This is a genomic window from Streptomyces pilosus, from assembly GCF_014649835.1.
In the GTDB taxonomy this organism is placed as follows: Bacteria; Actinomycetota; Actinomycetes; order Streptomycetales; family Streptomycetaceae; genus Streptomyces; species Streptomyces pilosus.
The window spans coordinates 210,843-228,515 of sequence record NZ_BMTU01000006.1; the positions used below are offsets into that span (position 1 = coordinate 210,843).

The window sequence follows — 17,673 nt, forward strand, 5'->3', positions numbered from 1 at the left end:
GCGGCGGGGCCCGGTTCAGGCGGCGGGCCCCTCGTCGAAGCCGGCGAAGTAGGCGGCGGCCATGTCCTCGTCGCCGTGGCCCAGACCGGCGGCCCGCTCCAGCCGTTCGGCGCTCGCGGCGGCGACGTCCAGGCGGACGCCGTGCTGTTCACCGGCCCGCACGATCAGTCTGGCGTCCTTGGCCGCGGTCGTCACGGCGAACTGGGCCGGGGAGAGTCTCCCGTCGAGGATCATCGCCGCCTTGGCGCGCAGATAGCCCATGTCGAGCGGCCCGCCGGCGACGAGGTCGAGGAAGCACTCGGGGGCGACGTCGAGGGCCTCGGCCAGGCCGAGGGTCTCACCGGCCGCGACGGTGACGGCGAGCACCCAGCTGTTGGCGACCAGTTTCAGGCGCGTCGCGCCGGCCGCCGCGCCGTCGTCACCGGCCCAGACGGTACGGGTGCCCACCGCGTCGAACACCGGTGTCACCCGGTCCCGGCCCTCGGCGGGTCCGGCGGCGAGCACGGTCAGCTGCCCGGCCTCGGCCGGCCCGCGGGTGCCGAGGACCGGGGCGTCGTAGAAGAGCAGCCCGTGCTCGCGGGCGAAGCCGGCCAGTTCGGCGACGCCCTCGGTCCCCGCGGTGGTCGACTGGGCCCAGACGGTCCCCGGGCGCAGGGCCGGAGCGGCCCGGCGCATCGTGTCCAGGGTGGCGGGACCGTCGTGGAGCACGGTGAGCACGGCGTCCGCGGACTCGACCGCCTCGGCGGGAGTACCGGCGACGTGCGCGCCGTCGGCGGCGAGCGGTTCGGCTTTGGCGCGGGTGCGGTTCCAGACCCGGACGGTGTGTCCCGCGCGGGCCAGGCTGCGGGCCATCGCCGCGCCCATGATGCCGGTTCCCAGGACACTGACGGTGAGCTGGTCGGTCATGAAGGTCGGCTTTCTGTGTGTCGGGGTCGTACGTCGTCCACGCCGGTGTCCTTCCCGCGCCGGGTCGATCCGGCGCCGGCGGGCTACTGGGCGAGTGCCCCCAGAGGGTCGTCCAGCACCGGCTGCCAGGCCAGTTCCGCCGCGCCCACCAGGCTGTTGTGGTCCAGGGTGCAGGCGAGGATGGGGACTCCACCGCTGCGGCCCCACAGGCTGCGGTCGGCGACGACGGCGCGCAGCCGGTCCGGGTCGGCCTCCAGGAGGGTGCGGTGCAGGCCGCCGAGGATGATCCGGTCCGGGTTGAGGATGTTGACCAGTCCGGCGAGGCCCAGCCCGAGCCGGTCGATCAGGGACTCGGTGGCGGCGCGCACCTCCGGGTCGTCGTACTGGCCGCGGATCAGGTCGTCCGCCTGCTTCAGCAGGGACATCTCCGGGCCCGGCGCGCGTCCCGCCGCGGTGAGCAGGGCCAGCGGGTCCGCCTCGACGTCGAGACACCCGCGGCTGCCGCAGTGGCAGGGACGGCCCTCGGGGTTGACGGCGAGGTGACCGACCTCCAGGGCGAGACCCGAACTGCCGGAGTGCAGACGGCCGTCCAGGACCAGCGCACCGCCCACGCCGCGGTGGCCGGTGGCCACGCACAGCAGGTCCCGCGAGCCCCGGCCGGCGCCGTGCCGGTGTTCGGCGAGGGCGGCGAGGTTGACGTCGTTGGCCGCGAAGGCGGGCCCCTCCAGACCGGCAGCGCGCACCTGCTCGGCGAAGATCTCCCGCACCGGGGCCCCGGCGGGCCAGGCCAGGTGCAGGGGGTTGAGGGCGAGCCCCTCGGGCTCGGCCACCGCCGACGGGACGGCGAGCCCCGCCCCCACACACCGCCGCCCGGTTTCCCGCAGCAGGTCGGCGCCGGCCGCGACGACGGACCCGAGGACCTTCGCCGGGTCGGCGTCGACGACCTCGCAGCCGGGGGCCGTGGCGACGATACGGCCGCCGAGGCCCACCAGCGCGGCCCGGAAACCGTCGGAGTGCACCTGCGCGGCGAGCGCGACGGGCCCTTCCTCCGCGACGGAGAGCCGGTGCGAGGGGCGCCCCTGCGAACCGCCCGCCGCTCCGGGACGGGCGTCCACCCTGATCAGTCCCAGCGCCTCCAGCTCGGCGGCGACCGCTCCGGCCGTCGCGCGGGTGACGCCGAGCTCGGCGGTGAGCACCGCGCGGGTCGGCGCGCGCCCGGTGTGCACGAGCTCGAGGGCGGGTCCGAGCGCGCCGCGCCCCCGGTCCAGCCGCGTCCTCGAGGTGGTCCCTTCCCCCGCCGGCCGGGGGTCCGCCTTCCCGCTCATGAGGGCGAGTCTCCCATGATCCGTAAGCGGCGCGGGCTACCGGCCGCTGACCCGGAGCGTGATGTTCAGCCGTCCGGTCAGCCCCAGCTCCGGCGGCCCGGTGCCCGTGTGCACCCGGGGCACGCCGTGGTACGCGAGCCGGGACGGCCCGCCGAAGACGAACAGGTCACCGCTGCGCAGTTCCACGTCCGTGTAGGGGCGGGCCCGCGTTCCGGGGTTGCCGAAGCGGAAGACGCAGGTGTCGCCGAGGCTCAGCGACACCACGGGGGCCTGCGACTTCTCGTCGCTGTCGCGGTGCATGCCCATGCGGGCGTCGGCGTCGTAGAAGTTGACCAGCGCGATGTCGTACGCGGGCCCCCGGGCGGGGTCGTCGCCGAACGCGTCGGCCACGGCCCGGCGGCCCAGTTCACCGAGCCGCGCGGGGAAGGGCTTCACCGGCGCGCCGTCCCCGTCGACGACGGTGCGGGCGTAGCCGTAGGGGTACCAGTGCCATCCCAGGCACACCTGCCGGGCGGTCATGGCGCCGCCGCCGGGCGTGCGCACGGTACGCAGTCCCGCGGGCGGCCGTGCCCACGCCCTGCACGCTTCCAGCAGCTCGCGCTGTTCCCGTGCGTCCAGCCAGTCCGGCACGTGCACGGCGCCCGGCGCGATCTCGCACGGGGCCCTGGGGAACAGCTCGGCGTCCATGCCCCCATCCTCCCCGGAACCCGCCGGAGCGGTGCTCGGATAGCCTGGCCGGACGATGAACGACCGTATGACGACTCCGTGGGGCGAGCGGGTGCTGGCCCGGTTCCCCGAGGACCCGCGGGACAGGCTGCGTGCCTGGGACGCCTCCGACGAGTATCTCCTCAGGCACCTCGCCGACCGGCAGGTCCCGCTGTCCGGCACGGTCGTGGTCGTCGGCGACCGCTGGGGCGCGCTGGTCACGGCGCTCGCGGAGCACCGACCGGCGCAGATCACCGACTCCTGGCTCGGTCAGGAGGCAACCCGCGCGAACCTCGCCCGCAACGGCGTCGGCCCCGGCGCGGTGCGGCTCCTCACCACGCAGGACCCGCCGCCGGAGCGGATCGACGTGCTGCTGGTGCGCGTGCCGAAGAGCCTGGCGCTGCTGGAGGACCAGCTGCTGCGGCTGGCGCCGGCGGTGCACGGGGACACCGTCGTCGTCGGCACGGGCATGGTGAAGGAGATCCACACCTCCACCCTGAACCTCTTCGAGCGGATCCTGGGCCCGACGAGGACCTCGCTCGCCGAGAAGAAGGCGCGGCTGGTGTTCTGCACACCGAATCCCGCGTCGGTCCGCCCCGACAACCCCTGGCCGTACCGCTACACGCTGCCCGGGGACGTGGGGCCGGTCTCCGGACGGACGGTCGTCAATCACGCGGGGGTCTTCTGCGCGGACCGTCTCGACATCGGCACCCGGTTCTTCCTGAAGCACCTGCCCGCCGGCCCGGAGGGCGGCCGGGTGGTGGACCTGGGCTGCGGCAACGGTGTGCTCGGCACGGCGATGGCGCTGGCCGATCCGCGGGCCGAGGTGCTGTTCGTGGACGAGTCCTTCCAGGCGGTGGCGTCGGCGGAGGCCACCCACCGGGAGAACGGCGCGCCCGGGCACGCCGAGTTCCGGGTCGGCGACGGCCTGTCGGGCGTGCCGGCCGGCAGTGTCGACCTGGTGCTCAACAACCCGCCCTTCCATTCGCACCAGGCGACCACCGACGCCACGGCCCGGCGGATGTTCGCCGGCGCCCGCCGCGCCCTGCGCCCGGGCGGTGAGCTGTGGGTGATCGGCAACCGGCACCTGGGGTACCACGTGCAGCTGCGGCGGCTGTTCGGCAACAGCCGGGTGGTGGCGAGCGATCCGAAGTTCGTGGTGCTGCGGGCCGTGAGGCGGTAGCTCAGCGCACGGCCCCCAGGGCCCGGATGGTCCCGGCCACCGCCCGGGTCATCGCGTCCCGGCCCACGGTGAGGTAGCCGCGGGAGTCGACGGCCTCGGGGTGGGCGGTGAGGTACTCCCTGACGGCGCCGGTCATGGCGATGTTCAGGGCGGTCCCGACGTTGACCTTGGCGATGCCGCCGGTGACGGCCGCGGCGAGTTCGTCGTCGGGGAGGCCGGAGGAACCGTGCAGGACGAGGGGGACGTCCAGGGCGGCGGCCAGCCGCTTGAGCAGGGCGTGGTCGACGGCCGCGGTGCGGGTGGTCATGGCGTGGGTGGTGCCGACGGCGACGGCGAGGGCGTCCACGCCGGAGTCGGCGACGAAGGCGCACGCCCGGTCGGGGTCGGTACGGGCGCCCGGGGCGTGGGCGTCCGGCACGGGCTGTCCGGCCTTGCCGCCGATCTCCCCCAGCTCGGCCTCGATCCACAGTCCCCGGGCGTGGGCCCAGTCGACGGCTGCCCGGGTGGCGCTGAGGTTGTCGGCGTAGGGCAGCCGGGCGGCGTCGTACATCACGGAGGAGAAACCGGCGTCCGGCGCCTGGCGCAGCAGGGCGTCGCTCTGCACGTGGTCGAGGTGCAGCGCGACGGGAACGGCCGCGCGCTCGGCGGCGGCGACGGCGGCGCGGGCGAGCGGGAGCAGCCGGCCCTGGCGGAACCTGACGGCGTTCTCGCTGACCTGGAGGACGACGGGGGCGTCCACGGTCTCGGCTCCGGCGATGACGGCCTCGACGTGTTCGAGGGTGATGATGTTGAACGAGGCGACCGCTGAACGGGCGGCGGCGGCACGGGCGACGAGTTCGCCGGTGGAGGTGAGGGGCACGGTCCGGCCTTTCCGGCGGGTCAGGGGGCGAGGACGACCGAGCGGGTGAGGTGGCGGGGCCGGTCGGGGTCCAGCCCGCGGGCCGCGGCGACGGCGACGGCGAGACGCTGGACGCGGACGAGTTCGGCGAGCGGGTCGAGGGTGCCCTCGATCCAGCGTCCTCCGGTGTCACGGACCTGCGCGGCCAGTCCCTCGGGGGCGTCCCCGATCATCCAGGTCGCCGTGGAGGCGGTGCTGATGCTGATGGGTCCGTGCCGGTACTCCATGGCCGGGTAGGCCTCGGTCCAGGCCAGTGCCGCCTCGCGCATCTTCAGTCCGGCCTCGTGGGCCAGCCCGACCGTCCAGCCGCGGCCGAGGAAGGTGAACTGGGCACACTCCACGAGTCCTTCGGGCAGCGGGGTGTCGAGGGCCGTGCGCGCGTCGTCGACGACCGCTTCGGTGTGCAGGCCCAGGTGGGCGCGGAGCAGGGTGAGGGCGGTGGTGGCGAACCGGGTCTGCACGACGGAGCGTTCGTCGGCGTGGTCGAGGACGACGGTGTCGTCGGCGAGGGACAGCACGGGGGTGGCCGGGTCGGCGGTGAGCGCGGTGGTGCGCGTACGGCCCTTCAGCCGGCCCAGCAGGTCCAGGACTTCGGTGGTGGTGCCGGAACGGGTGAGGGCGACGACACGGTCGTAGGCGCGGTGGTGGGGGAACTCGGAGGCGGCGAAGGCGTCGGTCTCGCCCTGGCCCGCGCCCTCGCGGAGGGCGGCGGCGGCCTGCGCCATGAAGTACGACGTGCCGCAGCCGACCACGGCGACCCGCTCCCCCGGGGCCGGCAGGACCGGGGCGTGTGCCCTGGCCTGTCCGGCGGCGCGCCGCCAGCACTCGGGCTGACTGTTCAGTTCGTCCTCGACGTGCGTCATCCGGCACCCCATGGCTCGATGATTGTTCTTGCAAGATAGAGGCACCTTTCGAGCACAATCAAGCACTCTGCGCCGAGGTTCCGTCCCGGACCTAGGCTGGACGGAAGCGGCGTCGCGGGTGACGGTGCGCGCCGCCGGCCCAGGGAGGCTGCGATGGACGGGACGGCGAGCCAGCGGGACACGGCCGCGCGGCCGAGGTACACGCCGATCGCCGATCACGGGCTGATCGGTGATCTGCGCAGCGCGGCGCTGGTGGGCACGGACGGCACGATCGACTGGTACTGCTGCCCGTCCTTCGACTCCCCGAGCGTGTTCGCCGCGATCCTGGACGCCGAACGGGGTGGCTGCTTCGAGCTCGCCGCGGCCGTGCCGGCGCACACCAAGCAGTTCTACTTCCCGGACACCAACGTGCTGATCACCCGGTTCTTCACCGGGGACGGCGTCGGCGAGGTGCAGGACTTCATTCCCACCGACGGCGAGTCGGCGACGGAGCGTCCGCACCGGCTGATCCGGCGGGTGCTGTGCGTCCGCGGCTCCGTGCCGTTCACGACGCGGGTGGCCCCGCGCTTCGGCTACGGCGCCCACCCGCACACCGTGCGGCTGACCGGGGACGTCGCGGTCTTCGCATCCCGGGACCTGTCCCTCGCGCTCACCTCGACCGTCCCGCTGGAGGCCGCGGGGGCGGACGTGCGGGCCGATTTCAAGCTGGCCGAGGGCGACACGGCGGTGCTCACCCTGGACCAGTTCGACGGGGGCGCGCCACCGGGCCGGTGCGAGTGCGGGGAGGCGGAGCGGGAGTTCGCCGCGACCGTGGCGTACTGGAGGCGCTGGCTGTCCTCCTCGCGGTACCGGGGCCGCTGGCGCGAGATGGTGCACCGCTCCGCCCTCACGCTGAAACTGCTCACCTACGCGCCGACGGGTGCCATCGTCGCGGCGCCCACCACGAGCCTGCCCGAGGACATCGGCGGGGAACGCAACTGGGACTACCGGTACGTGTGGGTGCGCGACGCGGCGTTCTGTGTGTACGCGCTGCTGCGGCTGGGCTTCACCGAGGAGGCGGAGGCGTTCATGGCGTTCGTCTCCCGGCACATCAGTCCCGGGGACCACAAGGCGTCCGGTCCGCTGCAGATCATGTACGGGATCGACGGCCGGACCGACCTCACGGAGCAGGAACTGGGTCATCTGGAGGGCCATCACGGCTCGGTGCCGGTCCGGATCGGCAACGCCGCGGCCGACCAGTTGCAGCTCGACATCTACGGTGCGCTCGTGGACTCCGTCTACCTGTACGACAAGTGGGCCGAGCCGGTCTCCAGCGAGCAGTGGGACCATGTGACGGCGCTGGTGGACTGGGTGTGCGCGCACTGGGACCAGCCGGACGAGGGCATCTGGGAGACGCGGGGCGGGCGGCAGTCCTTCCTGTACTCGCGGCTGATGTGCTGGGTGGCGATCGAGCGGGCCATCCGGATGGCGAACCGGCGCGGCCTGCCGGCCGACCTCGCCCGCTGGCAGGCGAGCAGGGACACGATCTACCGGCGGATCATGAGCGCCGGCTGGTCCGAGGCGCGGCAGGCGTTCCTGCAGCACGAGGACGGGGACGTGCTGGACGCCGCGGTCCTGATGATGCCGATGGCGAAGTTCATCGCGCCGACCGACCCGAAGTGGCTCTCCACGCTCGACTCCCTCACCGAGGACCTGGTGTCCGACTCACTGGTCTACCGCTACGACCCGCGGACGAGCCCCGACGGGCTGCACGGCGCCGAGGGCACGTTCTCCATCTGCTCGTTCTGGTACGTCGAGGCGCTGACCCGGGCCGGACGGCTCGACGAGGCGGCCCTCGCCTTCGAGAAGATGCTGACCTACGGCAACCATCTCGGGCTGTACGCCGAGCAGATCGGCCACACCGGGGAGCAACTGGGCAACTTCCCGCAGGCCTTCACGCATCTGTCGCTGATCAGCGCCGCGTTCAACCTGGACCGCGCCCTGGGCTGAGCTCAGTGGCCGTGGCCGTCGGAGTGTTCCGGCGTGCCGCTGGGCGGGGTTTGCGCGTCCGTGCCGCCCGCTCCGGCCCGGACCGTGAACTCCGCGGTACGGACGACTCCGTCGTGCCGGAAGTCCAGGAACAGCCGGTAGGTGCCGACGCTGGGCGCGGTGGCGGTGAAGGCGACCTCCGGGCCGGGTGCGGTCCGGCCGTCACCGGGTGCGCCGTGCGGGTGGACGTGCAGGTAGGCGAGGTCTCCGGCACGCAGGGCGACCAGGTGGCCGTAGGCGCCGAGGTAGGGCTGCAGGTCGGTGACCGGCTTGCCGTCGCGCGTGACGCGCAGGGACAGTCCGCTCGCCCGGCCGGGGCGGAGGTCCCCGGTCAGTTCGACCTCGTAGCCGTCGACCCGGGCCGTGTCGCCGGCCGGCGGGAGGTCCCCCGGCCGGTAGGCGCCGGAGGCGGCCAGGTCGGCGCCGAGGGTGAGGTTCTCCGCGCCCTTCGCCGCGGGGGTGAAGTCGGCGAAGACCCGGTAGCCGCCGGCCCGGGGCAGGTCGACGGGGATGCTCCAGGTGCCGTCGGCGGCCCTGGTGGGGTGCAGGTGGCGGTAGGTCAGCAGATCTCGGGAGGCGACGATGAGGTGGAGTTCCTTGTCGTGCTCGCGGCGGTACTCGGTCACGGCCCGGCCGTCGCCGTCCCGCACGGTGAAGCGGAGGTCGGTGCGCTGCCCGGCGGTGACCCGCGGGGTCCGCAGATCCAGGGTGTAACCGCCCTCGGAGATTTGGAGTCCGCCGGCCGGTGTGGCGTGGCGCTCGGATTCCCCGCCCTCTCCCTCCGCCTCCGGTGACGACGTCGGCGCGTGCCGCTCGCCGTGCGCGGGCTCACGCTCCGCCACGGCGACCGGGTCGAGGGTCTCACCGATGCCGTAGGCCGCGCCGAAGGTGGCGGCCAGCGCGGCGGCGAACGCGGTGATCTTCAGTCCGGTGTTCATGACCGTCTCCTCGAAGAACAGGGGCATGCGGCTCGCATCGAGCCGATCCATACAGCTCACCATACCCCCAGGGGGTACATAGTCAAGCCGGTTCGCCCCTTGCGGCCGATACCCTCCCGGGGTATACAGATACCCAGTCCGCGGGTACCCCCGCCCCGTATCTGCCCGTCATAGGAGCACAGGATGACCGTCCGTACAGCCGGCACCGAGGCCGAGGTGGAGCTCACGATCGGCGGCATGACCTGCGCCTCGTGCGCCGCCCGGATCGAGAAGAAGCTCAACCGGATGGAGGGGGTCACCGCCGCCGTCAACTACGCGACCGAGCGGGCCCGGGTCGGCTACGGAGGTGCGGTGACCGTCGCCGATCTGATCGCCACCGTCGAGGCCACCGGGTACACCGCACGGGAACCGGCGCCGCCGGCCGAAACCGCGCCGGAGACCGACGAACTCCGTCCCCTGCGCGACCGGTTGGTCACCGCCGTCGTGCTGGCGGTGCCCGTCGTGGCGATGGCGATGATCCCGGCGCTGCAGTTCGAGTACTGGCAGTGGCTGTCCCTGACGCTGGCGGCGCCGGTCGTCACGTACGCCGCGTGGCCCTTCCACCGGGCGGCGCTCACCAACGCCCGGCACGGGGCGGCCACCATGGACACCCTCGTCTCGCTCGGCACCTCGGCCGCGTTCCTGTGGTCGCTGTGGGCGCTGTTCCTCGGCACGGCCGGCACCCCCGGGATGACGCACCCCTTCGAGCTGACCATCGCCCCTTCGGACGGTGCGGGGAACATCTACCTGGAGGCGGCGGCGGGCGTCACCGCCTTCCTCCTGGCGGGCCGCTACTTCGAGGCACGCGCCAAGCGGAAGGCCGGCGCGGCACTGCGGGCGCTGCTGGAGCTGGGCGCGAAGGACGTCACCGTGCTGCCCGCCGACGGACCCGAGAAGACGGTCCCCGTCGGGGAACTGGCGGTGGGCGACCGCTTCCTGGTGCGTCCCGGTGAGAAGATCGCGACCGACGGAACGGTCGTCGAGGGCTCCTCCGCGGTCGACGCCTCCATGCTCACCGGCGAGTCGGTGCCCGTCGAGGTGGCCGTCGGCGACCCGGTCACGGGGGCGACCGTCAACGTCGGCGGGCGTCTCGTCGTGACGGCCACCCGGGTCGGTGCCGACACCCAACTGGCGCGTATGGCACGGCTGGTGGAGGAAGCACAGAACGGCAAGGCCGCGGCGCAGCGGCTCGCGGACCGGATCTCCGCGGTCTTCGTGCCCGTCGTCATCGCCCTGGCCCTGGGAACCCTGGGCTTCTGGATCGGCAACGGCGCGGGACCGACCGCCGCGTTCACCGCCGCCGTCGCCGTACTGATCATCGCCTGCCCCTGCGCCCTCGGGCTCGCCACCCCCACCGCCCTGCTGGTCGGCACCGGCCGCGGCGCCCAGCTCGGCATCCTCATCAAGGGCCCGGAGGTCCTGGAGTCCACCCGCCGGGTGGACACGGTGGTCCTGGACAAGACCGGCACGGTGACCACGGGCCGCATGACCCTCCTGGGCGTGCACCCCGCCACCGGCACCGACGAGGCCGAGGTGCTGCGGCTGGCGGGCGCCCTGGAGCACGCCTCGGAACACCCGGTCGCGCGGGCGGTCGCCGACGGCGCGCGGGAGAGGCTGGGCGGCCTGCCCACACCGGAGGACTTCGCGAACGTCCCCGGCCTCGGGGTGCAGGGTGTCGTCGACGGCCACGCCGTCCTCGTCGGCCGCGACCGGCTCCTCCGGGAGTGGTCCCTGGACCTGCCCGAGGACCTGGTCCGGGCCCGGGAGCGGGCCGTGGAGGCCGGGCGCACCGCCGTCCTCGTCGCCTGGGACGGCCGGGCACGCGCGGTACTGGAGATCGCCGACGCGGTGAAGGACACCAGTCCCGAGGCCGTCCGCCGGCTGCGCGCGCTGGGGCTGCGGCCGGTCCTGCTGACCGGGGACAACGAGGCGGTGGCCCGCTCGGTGGCGCGCCAGGTGGGCATCGCGCCGGAGGACGTCGTCGCCGAGGTGCTGCCGCAGGACAAGGTGGACGTCGTCAAACGGCTGCAGGCCGAGGGCCGTTCGGTCGCGATGGTCGGCGACGGCGTCAACGACGCGGCGGCGCTGGCGCAGGCGGACCTGGGCCTGGCCATGGGCACCGGCACGGACGCCGCGATCGAGGCCGGTGACCTGACACTGGTCCGTGGGGACCTGCGGGCGGCGGCGGACGCCATCCGGCTCGCGCGCCGCACCCTCGGCACCATACGGTCCAACCTGTTCTGGGCGTTCGCCTACAACGTCGGCGCGCTGCCCCTCGCGGCGGCCGGACTGCTGAACCCCATGATCGCCGGGGCGGCCATGGCGTTCTCCTCGGTCTTCGTGGTGGGCAACTCCCTGCGCCTGCGCACGTTCCGGGCCGGCTGACCCGGGGCCCGGGCGGGCCGCCCGTGTGGTTCTTGCGTACCGTGGGCACCTGGTGTTTCCCGCACTTCGGTGCGGGCAGGCCACCCCCACGACGCCACCGCGGGAGAAACAGATGAGCGAGCCGCCCACCACCGACCAGGACGTCACCCGTCCGCTCACCCAGCCGGTGCCGGCCGCCGACGGACTGCGCAGGGTCGCCTCCGCGGTCCTCGGTGACATCAGGGCGATAGACGGTGCCCTCTACGCGGCGGTCGCCGCGACTCCGACGCCGACCCTGGACCGGGCGCTGCGCCGCCTCTCCCACACGGCGGACCACTCCAAGATCTCGTTCGCCATCGCCGGTGCGCTCGCCCTGGCCGGGTCACGGCCGCGCCGGGCGGCGCTCGCCGGGGTCGGGGCCGTCGCGGTGGCGTCGGCGTCGGCGAACCTGCTGGGCAAGCGACTGGTGCGCAGGAACCGGCCGGACCGGGAGGCGGCACGGGTGACCGTGGACCGGCACGTGCCGATGCCGACGTCGGCGTCGTTCCCCTCCGGGCACACGGCGTCGGCGGTGGCGTTCGCGACGGCGGTCGGAACGGTCCTTCCCGCGGCGTCCGTTCCGCTGGGGGCCCTGGCGGGGGCGGTCGGATACTCCCGCATCCACACGGGGGTGCACTACCCGGGTGACGTGGCGGCGGGAGCGGTGCTCGGCATCGCGAGTGCGGCGACCGCACTGGCGGTGGCGTCGGCACGCTTCCCGGCGTCGTACCGGCGGACCTAGCCGTACCCGCCCCCCGCGAGGACCTCGACGGTCTCTCCGGCACGAGGGACGACGCGCACGCTCACACCTGCTCCCCGAACGCCCGGACGGACCGCTCCCCGTGCATGGCGGCGTGGAAGGGGTCCCCGGGCACGATCTCGCCGGCCCGCACGGGCCGCCCCGTGAACGCCGCCTTGTACAGGGCCGCGGCGAACTCGAGCGTTCCCCGCGCCTCCTGCCCGCTGCCCGGCGGCCGCACGCCGGCGTCGTAGGCGTCGAGCAGGGCACCCAGCTGTGCCGCGTGCGAACTGGGCACGTCCCGCCCGGGTGTGCGCCAGGCCTCCGCACGCCCGGCGGGCACGTGCGGCGCCGGCGTGTATCTCCAGTCGTCGTCGACGTGCCCGTACAGATGGGTGAGTTCGACCGTCGCGTCCGCGCAGTCGACGCGGATCCGGCTCGTCTCGTCCGGTGAGAGCACGCTGTTGACCACGGTGGCGAGGGCCCCGTCACGGAAGCGGACCAGGGCGGTGGATACGTCCTCCCCCTCGGTGTCGTGGACCAGGCGCGCCGCCATGGCCCGTATCTCCTCCCATTCCCCCAGCAGGTGCAGCAGCAGGTCGTACTGGTGGATGCCGTGCCCCATGGTCGGCCCGCCGCCCTCGGTGTCCCACCGTCCGCGCCAGGGCACGGAGTAGTACGCGGCGTCGCGATACCACGTGGTCTGGCAGTGCGCGACCAGCGGGGCGCCCAGCTCACCGCTCCGGATCAGCGCGCGGGCACGGTCGGCGCCGGAGCCGTACCGGTGCTGGAAGATCACGGAGGCGTACGCCCCCGACGCCTCCTCCGCGGCGGCGATCCCGTCGTACTCCGCGAGCGACAGGCACAGCGGCTTCTCGCACAGCACCCAGGCCCCCGCCTCCAGCGCGGCCACCGTCTGCTCGCGGTGGAGCGCGGGCGGGGTCCCGATCAGCACCAGGTCGGGACGGACGGCGTCCAGCATGGCGGCCGCCGAGGTGAACCCGGCCACGCGTTCCCCGGCCTCGGAGCGGAAGGCGGCGAGCCTGCCCGGGTCCACGTCGACGGCGGCGACCAGTTCGGTGCGGTCGGCGTGGGCGCGCAGCGCGGGCAGATGGCTCGCGGTGACGACGGCGCCCGTGCCGACGACGGCGACGCGGCGGCGGACGGGAGTACGGGACATGCGTCGCTCCTCGCAGGGCAGAAAGCGCTTTCTCGACAGACCCTAGGCCCGCCCGCGGACCAGGACAACCCCGTCGGCGCCCTCACCTCCCCGCCCCCGCGGACCCGCGCCCCACCCCGGCCGCCGCCACTCCCGCCCTCAGGGCCGCACCCCGCCCCCGGCCCGGGCCCCTCCCCCCGCTGCCACGAACCGGTACCGCCGCTCCGGCCGCCCGGTCACCCCGTACCGCAGCGACACCTCCGCACTGCCCACCGTGTGGAAGTACTCCAGGTACCGGCGCGCACTGACCCGCGAGACACCCGTCAGCCCGGCGCACTCGGTCGCCGACAGGCTCCCCCGCGCCTCCCGCAGGGTGCGCTCGACCAGCCCGGCGGTCTCCGCGCTCATGCCCTTGGGCAGCGCCGTGGCCACCGGCCCGGCCGCCGACCCCGCCAGTACGCGGTCGACGTCGGCCTGCCCCCGGACCACCGTGTCGCGCATCCGTCCGCGCTGGACGGCGTAACGCTCGAGCCGCCCCCGCAGATCCTCGAAGTCGAACGGTTTGAGCAGATAGTCGACGACCCCCTGCCGCACCGCACCGCGGACCGCGTCCGCCTCCCGCGCGGCGCTGATGACCATCACGTCGCAGTCGTGCCCGGCGGTGCGCAGCCGGGGGATGACGTCCAGCCCGAACACGTCGGGCAGGTACAGGTCGAGCAGGACCAGATCGGGCCGGAGCACCTCCACGGCCGCGAGGGCCTGCTCACCGGTGCCGGCCACCCCGACCACCCGGAACGCCCCGAGACGTTCCACGTACGCGCGGTGCACCCGGGCCACCCGGAAGTCGTCGTCGACCACGAGCACGTCGATGGTGTCCACCGCCTCGATCACCTCCGTCGCGTCCGTCGCGCCGGACGTCACGGCCGTGGAGTCACCGCTGTCACCCCGCGTGCTGGTCATGCGCTTCGCTCCCTCCGCCACCGCGTCGGTGAGGTGGCCCGGAGCCGCCCATCATGGCGCCCACCTGCGGCCGGGGAAAGGGACCGGCGCCGACGGAACCGCCCCGCGCGGGCACTGTGCACATTCCGCCCTCCCCGTGGACACGACCTCGATGTCCCGCTGACGCAATGACCACAACCTCCATTGGTTCCGCAAGCGCGACAGCCCCCCGGAGCGCGGGCACCATGTGGCCCACGCCGGCCCGGTCCCCCTCCCCCGCCTTCCGGTACGGGGCCGGCGTGATCCCGGACGACCGACCGACAGGTGGTGGCACTCGTGCGCCTGCGCACACCCCTCGCCCTGATCGGGGCCGCCGTGCTCCTGCTCGTGGGCCCGCCGTTGCTCACGGCGGGCAGCGGCACCGAGAGCGGCACCCGCATCCCGGGCCTGCGTTTCATGGTCCCCAACTCCCCCGGCGGCGGTTACGACATCACCGCCCGCACGGCCGCGAGGAACGCCGAGGACGCCGGACTCACCCACGGCATCGAGGTGTTCAACCTGCCGGGCGCCGGCGGAACCGTCGGCCTGAGCCGGCTGGTGAGCGAACACGGCAACGGCAGGCTCGCGATGTCGATGGGCCTCGGCGTCGTCGGCGCCGTCCGCTCCAACGACGCGCCCAGGACCCTCGCGGACACCACGCCCATCGCCCGGCTCACCGAGGAACAGGACGTCGTCGTCGTGGGGAAGGACTCCCCGTACCGGACGATCGACGAGCTGATCGCTGCCTGGAAGCGGGACCCGGGCAAGCACCCGGTGGGCGGCGGGTCCTCCCCCGGCGGTCCCGACCATCTCGCGCCGATGCTGATGGCACGGGCGGCCGGCATCCCGCCGAAGCAGGTCAACTACGTCCCCTTCGACGGCGGCGGCGAACTGCTCGCGTCGATCCTCGGCGACAAGGTGGCCTTCGGCGTCTCGGGCGTCGGCGAGTACCTCGACCAGATCGAGTCCGGTGAGCTCAGGCTGCTCGCCGTCACCGGCCCGGAACGGGTCGCGGGACTCGACGCGCCCACCCTCCGCGAAGCGGGCTACGACGTGAGTTTCACCAACTGGCGCGGCATCGTCGCCCCGCCCGGCCTGACCGAGGCCGAGCGCGGCAAACTCGTGCGGCTGGCCGAGGAGTTGCACGAATCGAAGGAGTGGCGGGAGTCATTGGAGCGGAACGGCTGGGACGACGCCTTCCTCACCGGCGGCAAGTTCGGCGAGTTCCTGGAGGCGGAGGACAGGCGCGTGGTCTCGGTACTGAAGGAGCTCGGCCTGTGACGACACCGACCACCGACCCCGGCGCGGCGGGCCCGGGCGCGGGCGCGGGCGAGCCCGCGGCCGGACGGCGCTCCTGGCTGCGCGAACACTCCGAACTCGGCGTCTGCGTCCTGTTGTCGGCGCTGGGGGTGCTCCTGTTGACCGACGCGCTCACCATGGACGTCGACATCGCCCAGCGCGGGCCCGTCGGCCCGCGGACCGTGCCGGTCGTGGTCGGCGGCGGGCTGCTCGTCGCGGCCGCCCTCCTCGCGGCCGACGTGCTGCGCGGCGGCCGGGGCCGGGCCGAGACCGGCGAGGACGTCGACCTGTCCGAACCCGCCGACTGGCGCACGGTGCTGCTGCTGACCGGGGTGTTCCTCGGTGCCGCCGTGCTCATCGAGCCGCTCGGCTTCCCGGTCGCCGGCGCGCTGCTCTTCTGGGGCGCGGCCTTCGCGCTCGGCAGCCGCAGACCCGACCGCGACCCGCTGATCGCGGCGGTGGTCTCGTTCGTCACCTACGCCGTGTTCGACAACCTGCTCGGAGTGCCGCTGCCCGGCGGTCCGCTGATGGGAGTGCTGTGACGTGAACACCCTCACCTCCCTCATGGACGGCTTCGGTACGGCCCTCACCCCGCTCAATCTGCTCTGGGCCGCCCTGGGTGTGCTGCTGGGCACCGCGATCGGGGTGCTGCCCGGCATCGGACCGGCGATGGCCGTCGCACTGCTGCTGCCGGTGACGTACGGACTGGAGCCGACCGGCGCGTTCATCATGTTCGCGGGGATCTACTACGGCGCGATGTTCGGCGGTTCGACGACGTCGATCCTGCTGAACACGCCCGGGGAGAGCGCGGCCGTGGTCGCGGCCATGGAGGGCAACCCCATGGCCAAGTCGGGGCGGGGCGCGCAGGCCCTCGCGGCCGCCGCCGTCGGTCACTTCGCGGGCGGCATGATCGGCACGATGCTGCTGGTCGCGCTGGCCCCGACGGTCGCCGGCCTGGCGGTGGACATCGGCGCACCGGACTACTTCGCCCTCATGGTGCTGGCGTTCATCGCCGTGACGTCGGTGCTGGGTTCGTCCCGGATCCGGGGCATGGCCTCGCTGCTGATCGGCCTGACCATCGGCCTGGTGGGCCTCGACCGGATGACCGGGCAGCAACGGCTGACCTTCGGCTCGCTGCAACTCGCCGACGGCATCGACGTGGTGATCGTCGCGGTGGGCCTGTTCGCCATCGGCGAGGCGCTGTGGGTGGCAGCCCACCTGCGGCGCCGGCCGCCGGACCCCATCCCGGTGGGCCGTCCGTGGCTGGGGCGCGCCGACCTGCGGCGCACCTGGAAGTCCTGGGCGCGGGGCCCGTTCATCGGCTTCCCCTTCGGCGCCGTCCCGGCGGGCGGGGCGGAGATCCCGACGTTCCTGTCGTACGTCACGGAGAAGCGGCTGTCGAAGCACCGGGACGAGTGGGGCAAGGGGGCCATCGAGGGGGTCGCCGGTCCGGAGTCGGCCGCGTCCGCCTCGGCGGCGGGGACCCTGGTGTCGATGCTGACCCTCGGCCTGCCGACCACGGCCGTCGCCGCGGTGATGCTGGCCGCGTTCCAGCAGTACGGCATCCAGCCCGGGCCCCTGCTCTTCGAGCGCGAACCGGACCTGGTGTGGGGCCTGATCGCGTCGCTGTTCGTCGGCATGGTGCTGCTGCTCGCCCTCAACCTGCCGCTGGCACCGGTGTGGGCGAAGCTGCTGCGCATCCCGCGGCCGTACCTGTACGCCGGAATCCTGTTCTTCGCGGCGGTGGGCGCCTACGCGGTCGGCGGTGAGGTGATCGACCTGGTGCTCCTGCTGATCATCGGGCTCGTCGGCTTCGGCATGAGGCGCTACGGACTGCCGGTGCTGCCCGCCGTCATCGGGGTCATCCTCGGGCCGGCCGCCGAGCAGCAGTTGCGGCGCGCGCTGCAGATCAGCGACGGCAGTGTCGCGGGCCTGGCCGACACTCCGTTCTCGGTGACCGTCTACGCGGTCGTGGTGCTCCTCCTGGGCTGGCCGCTGGTGCGCCGGGTGCTGCCCCGCAGGGGCGCCCGGACCTGATCGAACGCCGGGTTCGACTCCCGGGGCGCGGCCCGCGCGGGCCGCGCCCCGCCGGGGCGCGGGTGCCGGGGCGCCCGTACCGCAATCCGTCCCACCCCTTGACGTGTCAGCGACAAGGGTGGCTTCATGTCCCAACATGGGAGCGCTCCCACATCTCCAGGGAAGGGGAAACC

At 73.9% G+C, this 17,673-nt stretch carries 15 protein-coding genes; 7 read left to right on the forward strand and 8 right to left on the reverse strand.

What is annotated here, in order from left to right:
* Window positions 1-15 precede the first annotated feature (15 nt).
* The 3 genes from IE118_RS17525 to IE118_RS17535 are packed head-to-tail and all read right to left on the reverse strand — an operon-like array spanning window position 16 to window position 2,918.
* Complete coding sequence (locus IE118_RS17525) at window positions 16-975, reverse strand: NAD(P)-dependent oxidoreductase (protein ID WP_351806261.1); 960 nt, start codon at window positions 973-975, stop codon at window positions 16-18.
* Between the two features lie 14 nt (window positions 976-989).
* Window positions 990-2,231 (reverse strand): ROK family protein, encoded by a 1,242-nt coding sequence (locus IE118_RS17530; RefSeq protein ID WP_189558861.1) that lies wholly within the window; start codon window positions 2,229-2,231, stop codon window positions 990-992.
* Window positions 2,232-2,267: 36 nt separating this feature from the next.
* A complete protein-coding gene (locus tag IE118_RS17535; RefSeq protein WP_189558862.1) occupies window positions 2,268-2,918 on the reverse strand; it encodes an alpha-ketoglutarate-dependent dioxygenase AlkB family protein in 651 nt (216 codons plus the stop codon).
* 67 nt (window positions 2,919-2,985) lie between these two features.
* Here IE118_RS17535 and IE118_RS17540 point away from each other — a divergent pair, with 67 nt between their 5' ends.
* Window positions 2,986-4,119, forward strand: a complete 1,134-nt coding sequence (locus IE118_RS17540; protein WP_189558863.1) for a methyltransferase — start codon at window positions 2,986-2,988, stop codon at window positions 4,117-4,119.
* A gap of 1 nt (window position 4,120) precedes the next feature.
* Here the strand turns inward: IE118_RS17540 and IE118_RS17545 are convergent, their stop codons facing one another.
* A complete protein-coding gene (locus IE118_RS17545; protein ID WP_189558864.1) occupies window positions 4,121-4,978 on the reverse strand; it encodes a class II fructose-bisphosphate aldolase in 858 nt (285 codons plus the stop codon).
* A 20-nt stretch (window positions 4,979-4,998) separates the two neighbouring features.
* A complete protein-coding gene (locus tag IE118_RS17550) occupies window positions 4,999-5,880 on the reverse strand; it encodes an SIS domain-containing protein (RefSeq protein WP_189558865.1) in 882 nt (293 codons plus the stop codon).
* A gap of 153 nt (window positions 5,881-6,033) precedes the next feature.
* On the opposite strand from IE118_RS17550, the gene IE118_RS17555 reads away from it, so the two are divergent.
* Window positions 6,034-7,869, forward strand: coding sequence for a glycoside hydrolase family 15 protein (locus IE118_RS17555; protein ID WP_189558866.1), 1,836 nt, complete (start codon window positions 6,034-6,036; stop codon window positions 7,867-7,869).
* A gap of 2 nt (window positions 7,870-7,871) precedes the next feature.
* Here IE118_RS17555 and IE118_RS17560 read toward each other — a convergent pair whose 3' ends face one another.
* Window positions 7,872-8,846: a DUF8832 domain-containing protein gene (locus IE118_RS17560; RefSeq protein ID WP_189559115.1), complete on the reverse strand. Its 975-nt coding sequence runs from the start codon at window positions 8,844-8,846 to the stop codon at window positions 7,872-7,874.
* Window positions 8,847-9,029: 183 nt separating this feature from the next.
* On the opposite strand from IE118_RS17560, the gene IE118_RS17565 reads away from it, so the two are divergent.
* Both IE118_RS17565 and IE118_RS17570 read left to right on the forward strand, forming a co-directional pair.
* On the forward strand, window positions 9,030-11,270 hold the full coding sequence (locus IE118_RS17565; protein WP_189558867.1) for a heavy metal translocating P-type ATPase: 2,241 nt from the start codon (window positions 9,030-9,032) through the stop codon (window positions 11,268-11,270).
* A gap of 112 nt (window positions 11,271-11,382) precedes the next feature.
* Entirely contained in the window at window positions 11,383-12,030 is a 648-nt protein-coding gene (locus IE118_RS17570; protein WP_189558868.1) for a phosphatase PAP2 family protein, read from the forward strand.
* 61 nt (window positions 12,031-12,091) lie between these two features.
* Here the strand turns inward: IE118_RS17570 and IE118_RS17575 are convergent, their stop codons facing one another.
* The gene (locus IE118_RS17575) at window positions 12,092-13,207 is read right to left on the reverse strand and encodes a Gfo/Idh/MocA family protein (RefSeq protein WP_189558869.1); all 1,116 of its coding nucleotides are present in this window, start codon (window positions 13,205-13,207) and stop codon (window positions 12,092-12,094) included.
* A 138-nt stretch (window positions 13,208-13,345) separates the two neighbouring features.
* Window positions 13,346-14,146, reverse strand: a complete 801-nt coding sequence (locus tag IE118_RS17580) for a response regulator (RefSeq protein WP_189558870.1) — start codon at window positions 14,144-14,146, stop codon at window positions 13,346-13,348.
* 315 nt (window positions 14,147-14,461) lie between these two features.
* Between IE118_RS17580 and IE118_RS17585 the strand changes: the two genes are divergently transcribed.
* Genes IE118_RS17585 through IE118_RS17595 form a run of 3 tightly spaced genes read left to right on the forward strand, consistent with a single transcriptional unit; the run spans window position 14,462 to window position 17,500 of the window.
* The gene (locus tag IE118_RS17585) at window positions 14,462-15,445 is read left to right on the forward strand and encodes a Bug family tripartite tricarboxylate transporter substrate binding protein (protein WP_189559116.1); all 984 of its coding nucleotides are present in this window, start codon (window positions 14,462-14,464) and stop codon (window positions 15,443-15,445) included.
* Entirely contained in the window at window positions 15,442-16,005 is a 564-nt protein-coding gene (locus tag IE118_RS17590) for a tripartite tricarboxylate transporter TctB family protein (protein ID WP_189558871.1), read from the forward strand. Before IE118_RS17585 ends, IE118_RS17590 begins: the two co-directional genes overlap by 4 nt.
* 1 nt (window position 16,006) lies before the next feature.
* Window positions 16,007-17,500, forward strand: a complete 1,494-nt coding sequence (locus tag IE118_RS17595; protein ID WP_189558872.1) for a tripartite tricarboxylate transporter permease — start codon at window positions 16,007-16,009, stop codon at window positions 17,498-17,500.
* Window positions 17,501-17,673 lie beyond the last annotated feature (173 nt).

Bases quoted from the DNA above. Each gene is read 5' to 3' on its own strand.
- IE118_RS17550 (WP_189558865.1), bottom strand. From the start codon at position 5,880: ATGACGCACGTCGAGGACGAACTGAACAGTCAGCCCGAGTGCTGGCGG.
- IE118_RS17565 (WP_189558867.1), top strand. From the start codon at position 9,030: ATGACCGTCCGTACAGCCGGCACCGAGGCCGAGGTGGAGCTCACGATC.
- IE118_RS17575 (WP_189558869.1), bottom strand. From the start codon at position 13,207: ATGTCCCGTACTCCCGTCCGCCGCCGCGTCGCCGTCGTCGGCACGGGC.
- IE118_RS17580 (WP_189558870.1), bottom strand. From the start codon at position 14,146: ATGACCAGCACGCGGGGTGACAGCGGTGACTCCACGGCCGTGACGTCC.
- IE118_RS17570 (WP_189558868.1), top strand. From the start codon at position 11,383: ATGAGCGAGCCGCCCACCACCGACCAGGACGTCACCCGTCCGCTCACC.
- IE118_RS17540 (WP_189558863.1), top strand. From the start codon at position 2,986: ATGACGACTCCGTGGGGCGAGCGGGTGCTGGCCCGGTTCCCCGAGGAC.
- IE118_RS17555 (WP_189558866.1), top strand. From the start codon at position 6,034: ATGGACGGGACGGCGAGCCAGCGGGACACGGCCGCGCGGCCGAGGTAC.
- IE118_RS17530 (WP_189558861.1), bottom strand. From the start codon at position 2,231: ATGAGCGGGAAGGCGGACCCCCGGCCGGCGGGGGAAGGGACCACCTCG.
- IE118_RS17560 (WP_189559115.1), bottom strand. From the start codon at position 8,846: ATGAACACCGGACTGAAGATCACCGCGTTCGCCGCCGCGCTGGCCGCC.
- IE118_RS17535 (WP_189558862.1), bottom strand. From the start codon at position 2,918: ATGGACGCCGAGCTGTTCCCCAGGGCCCCGTGCGAGATCGCGCCGGGC.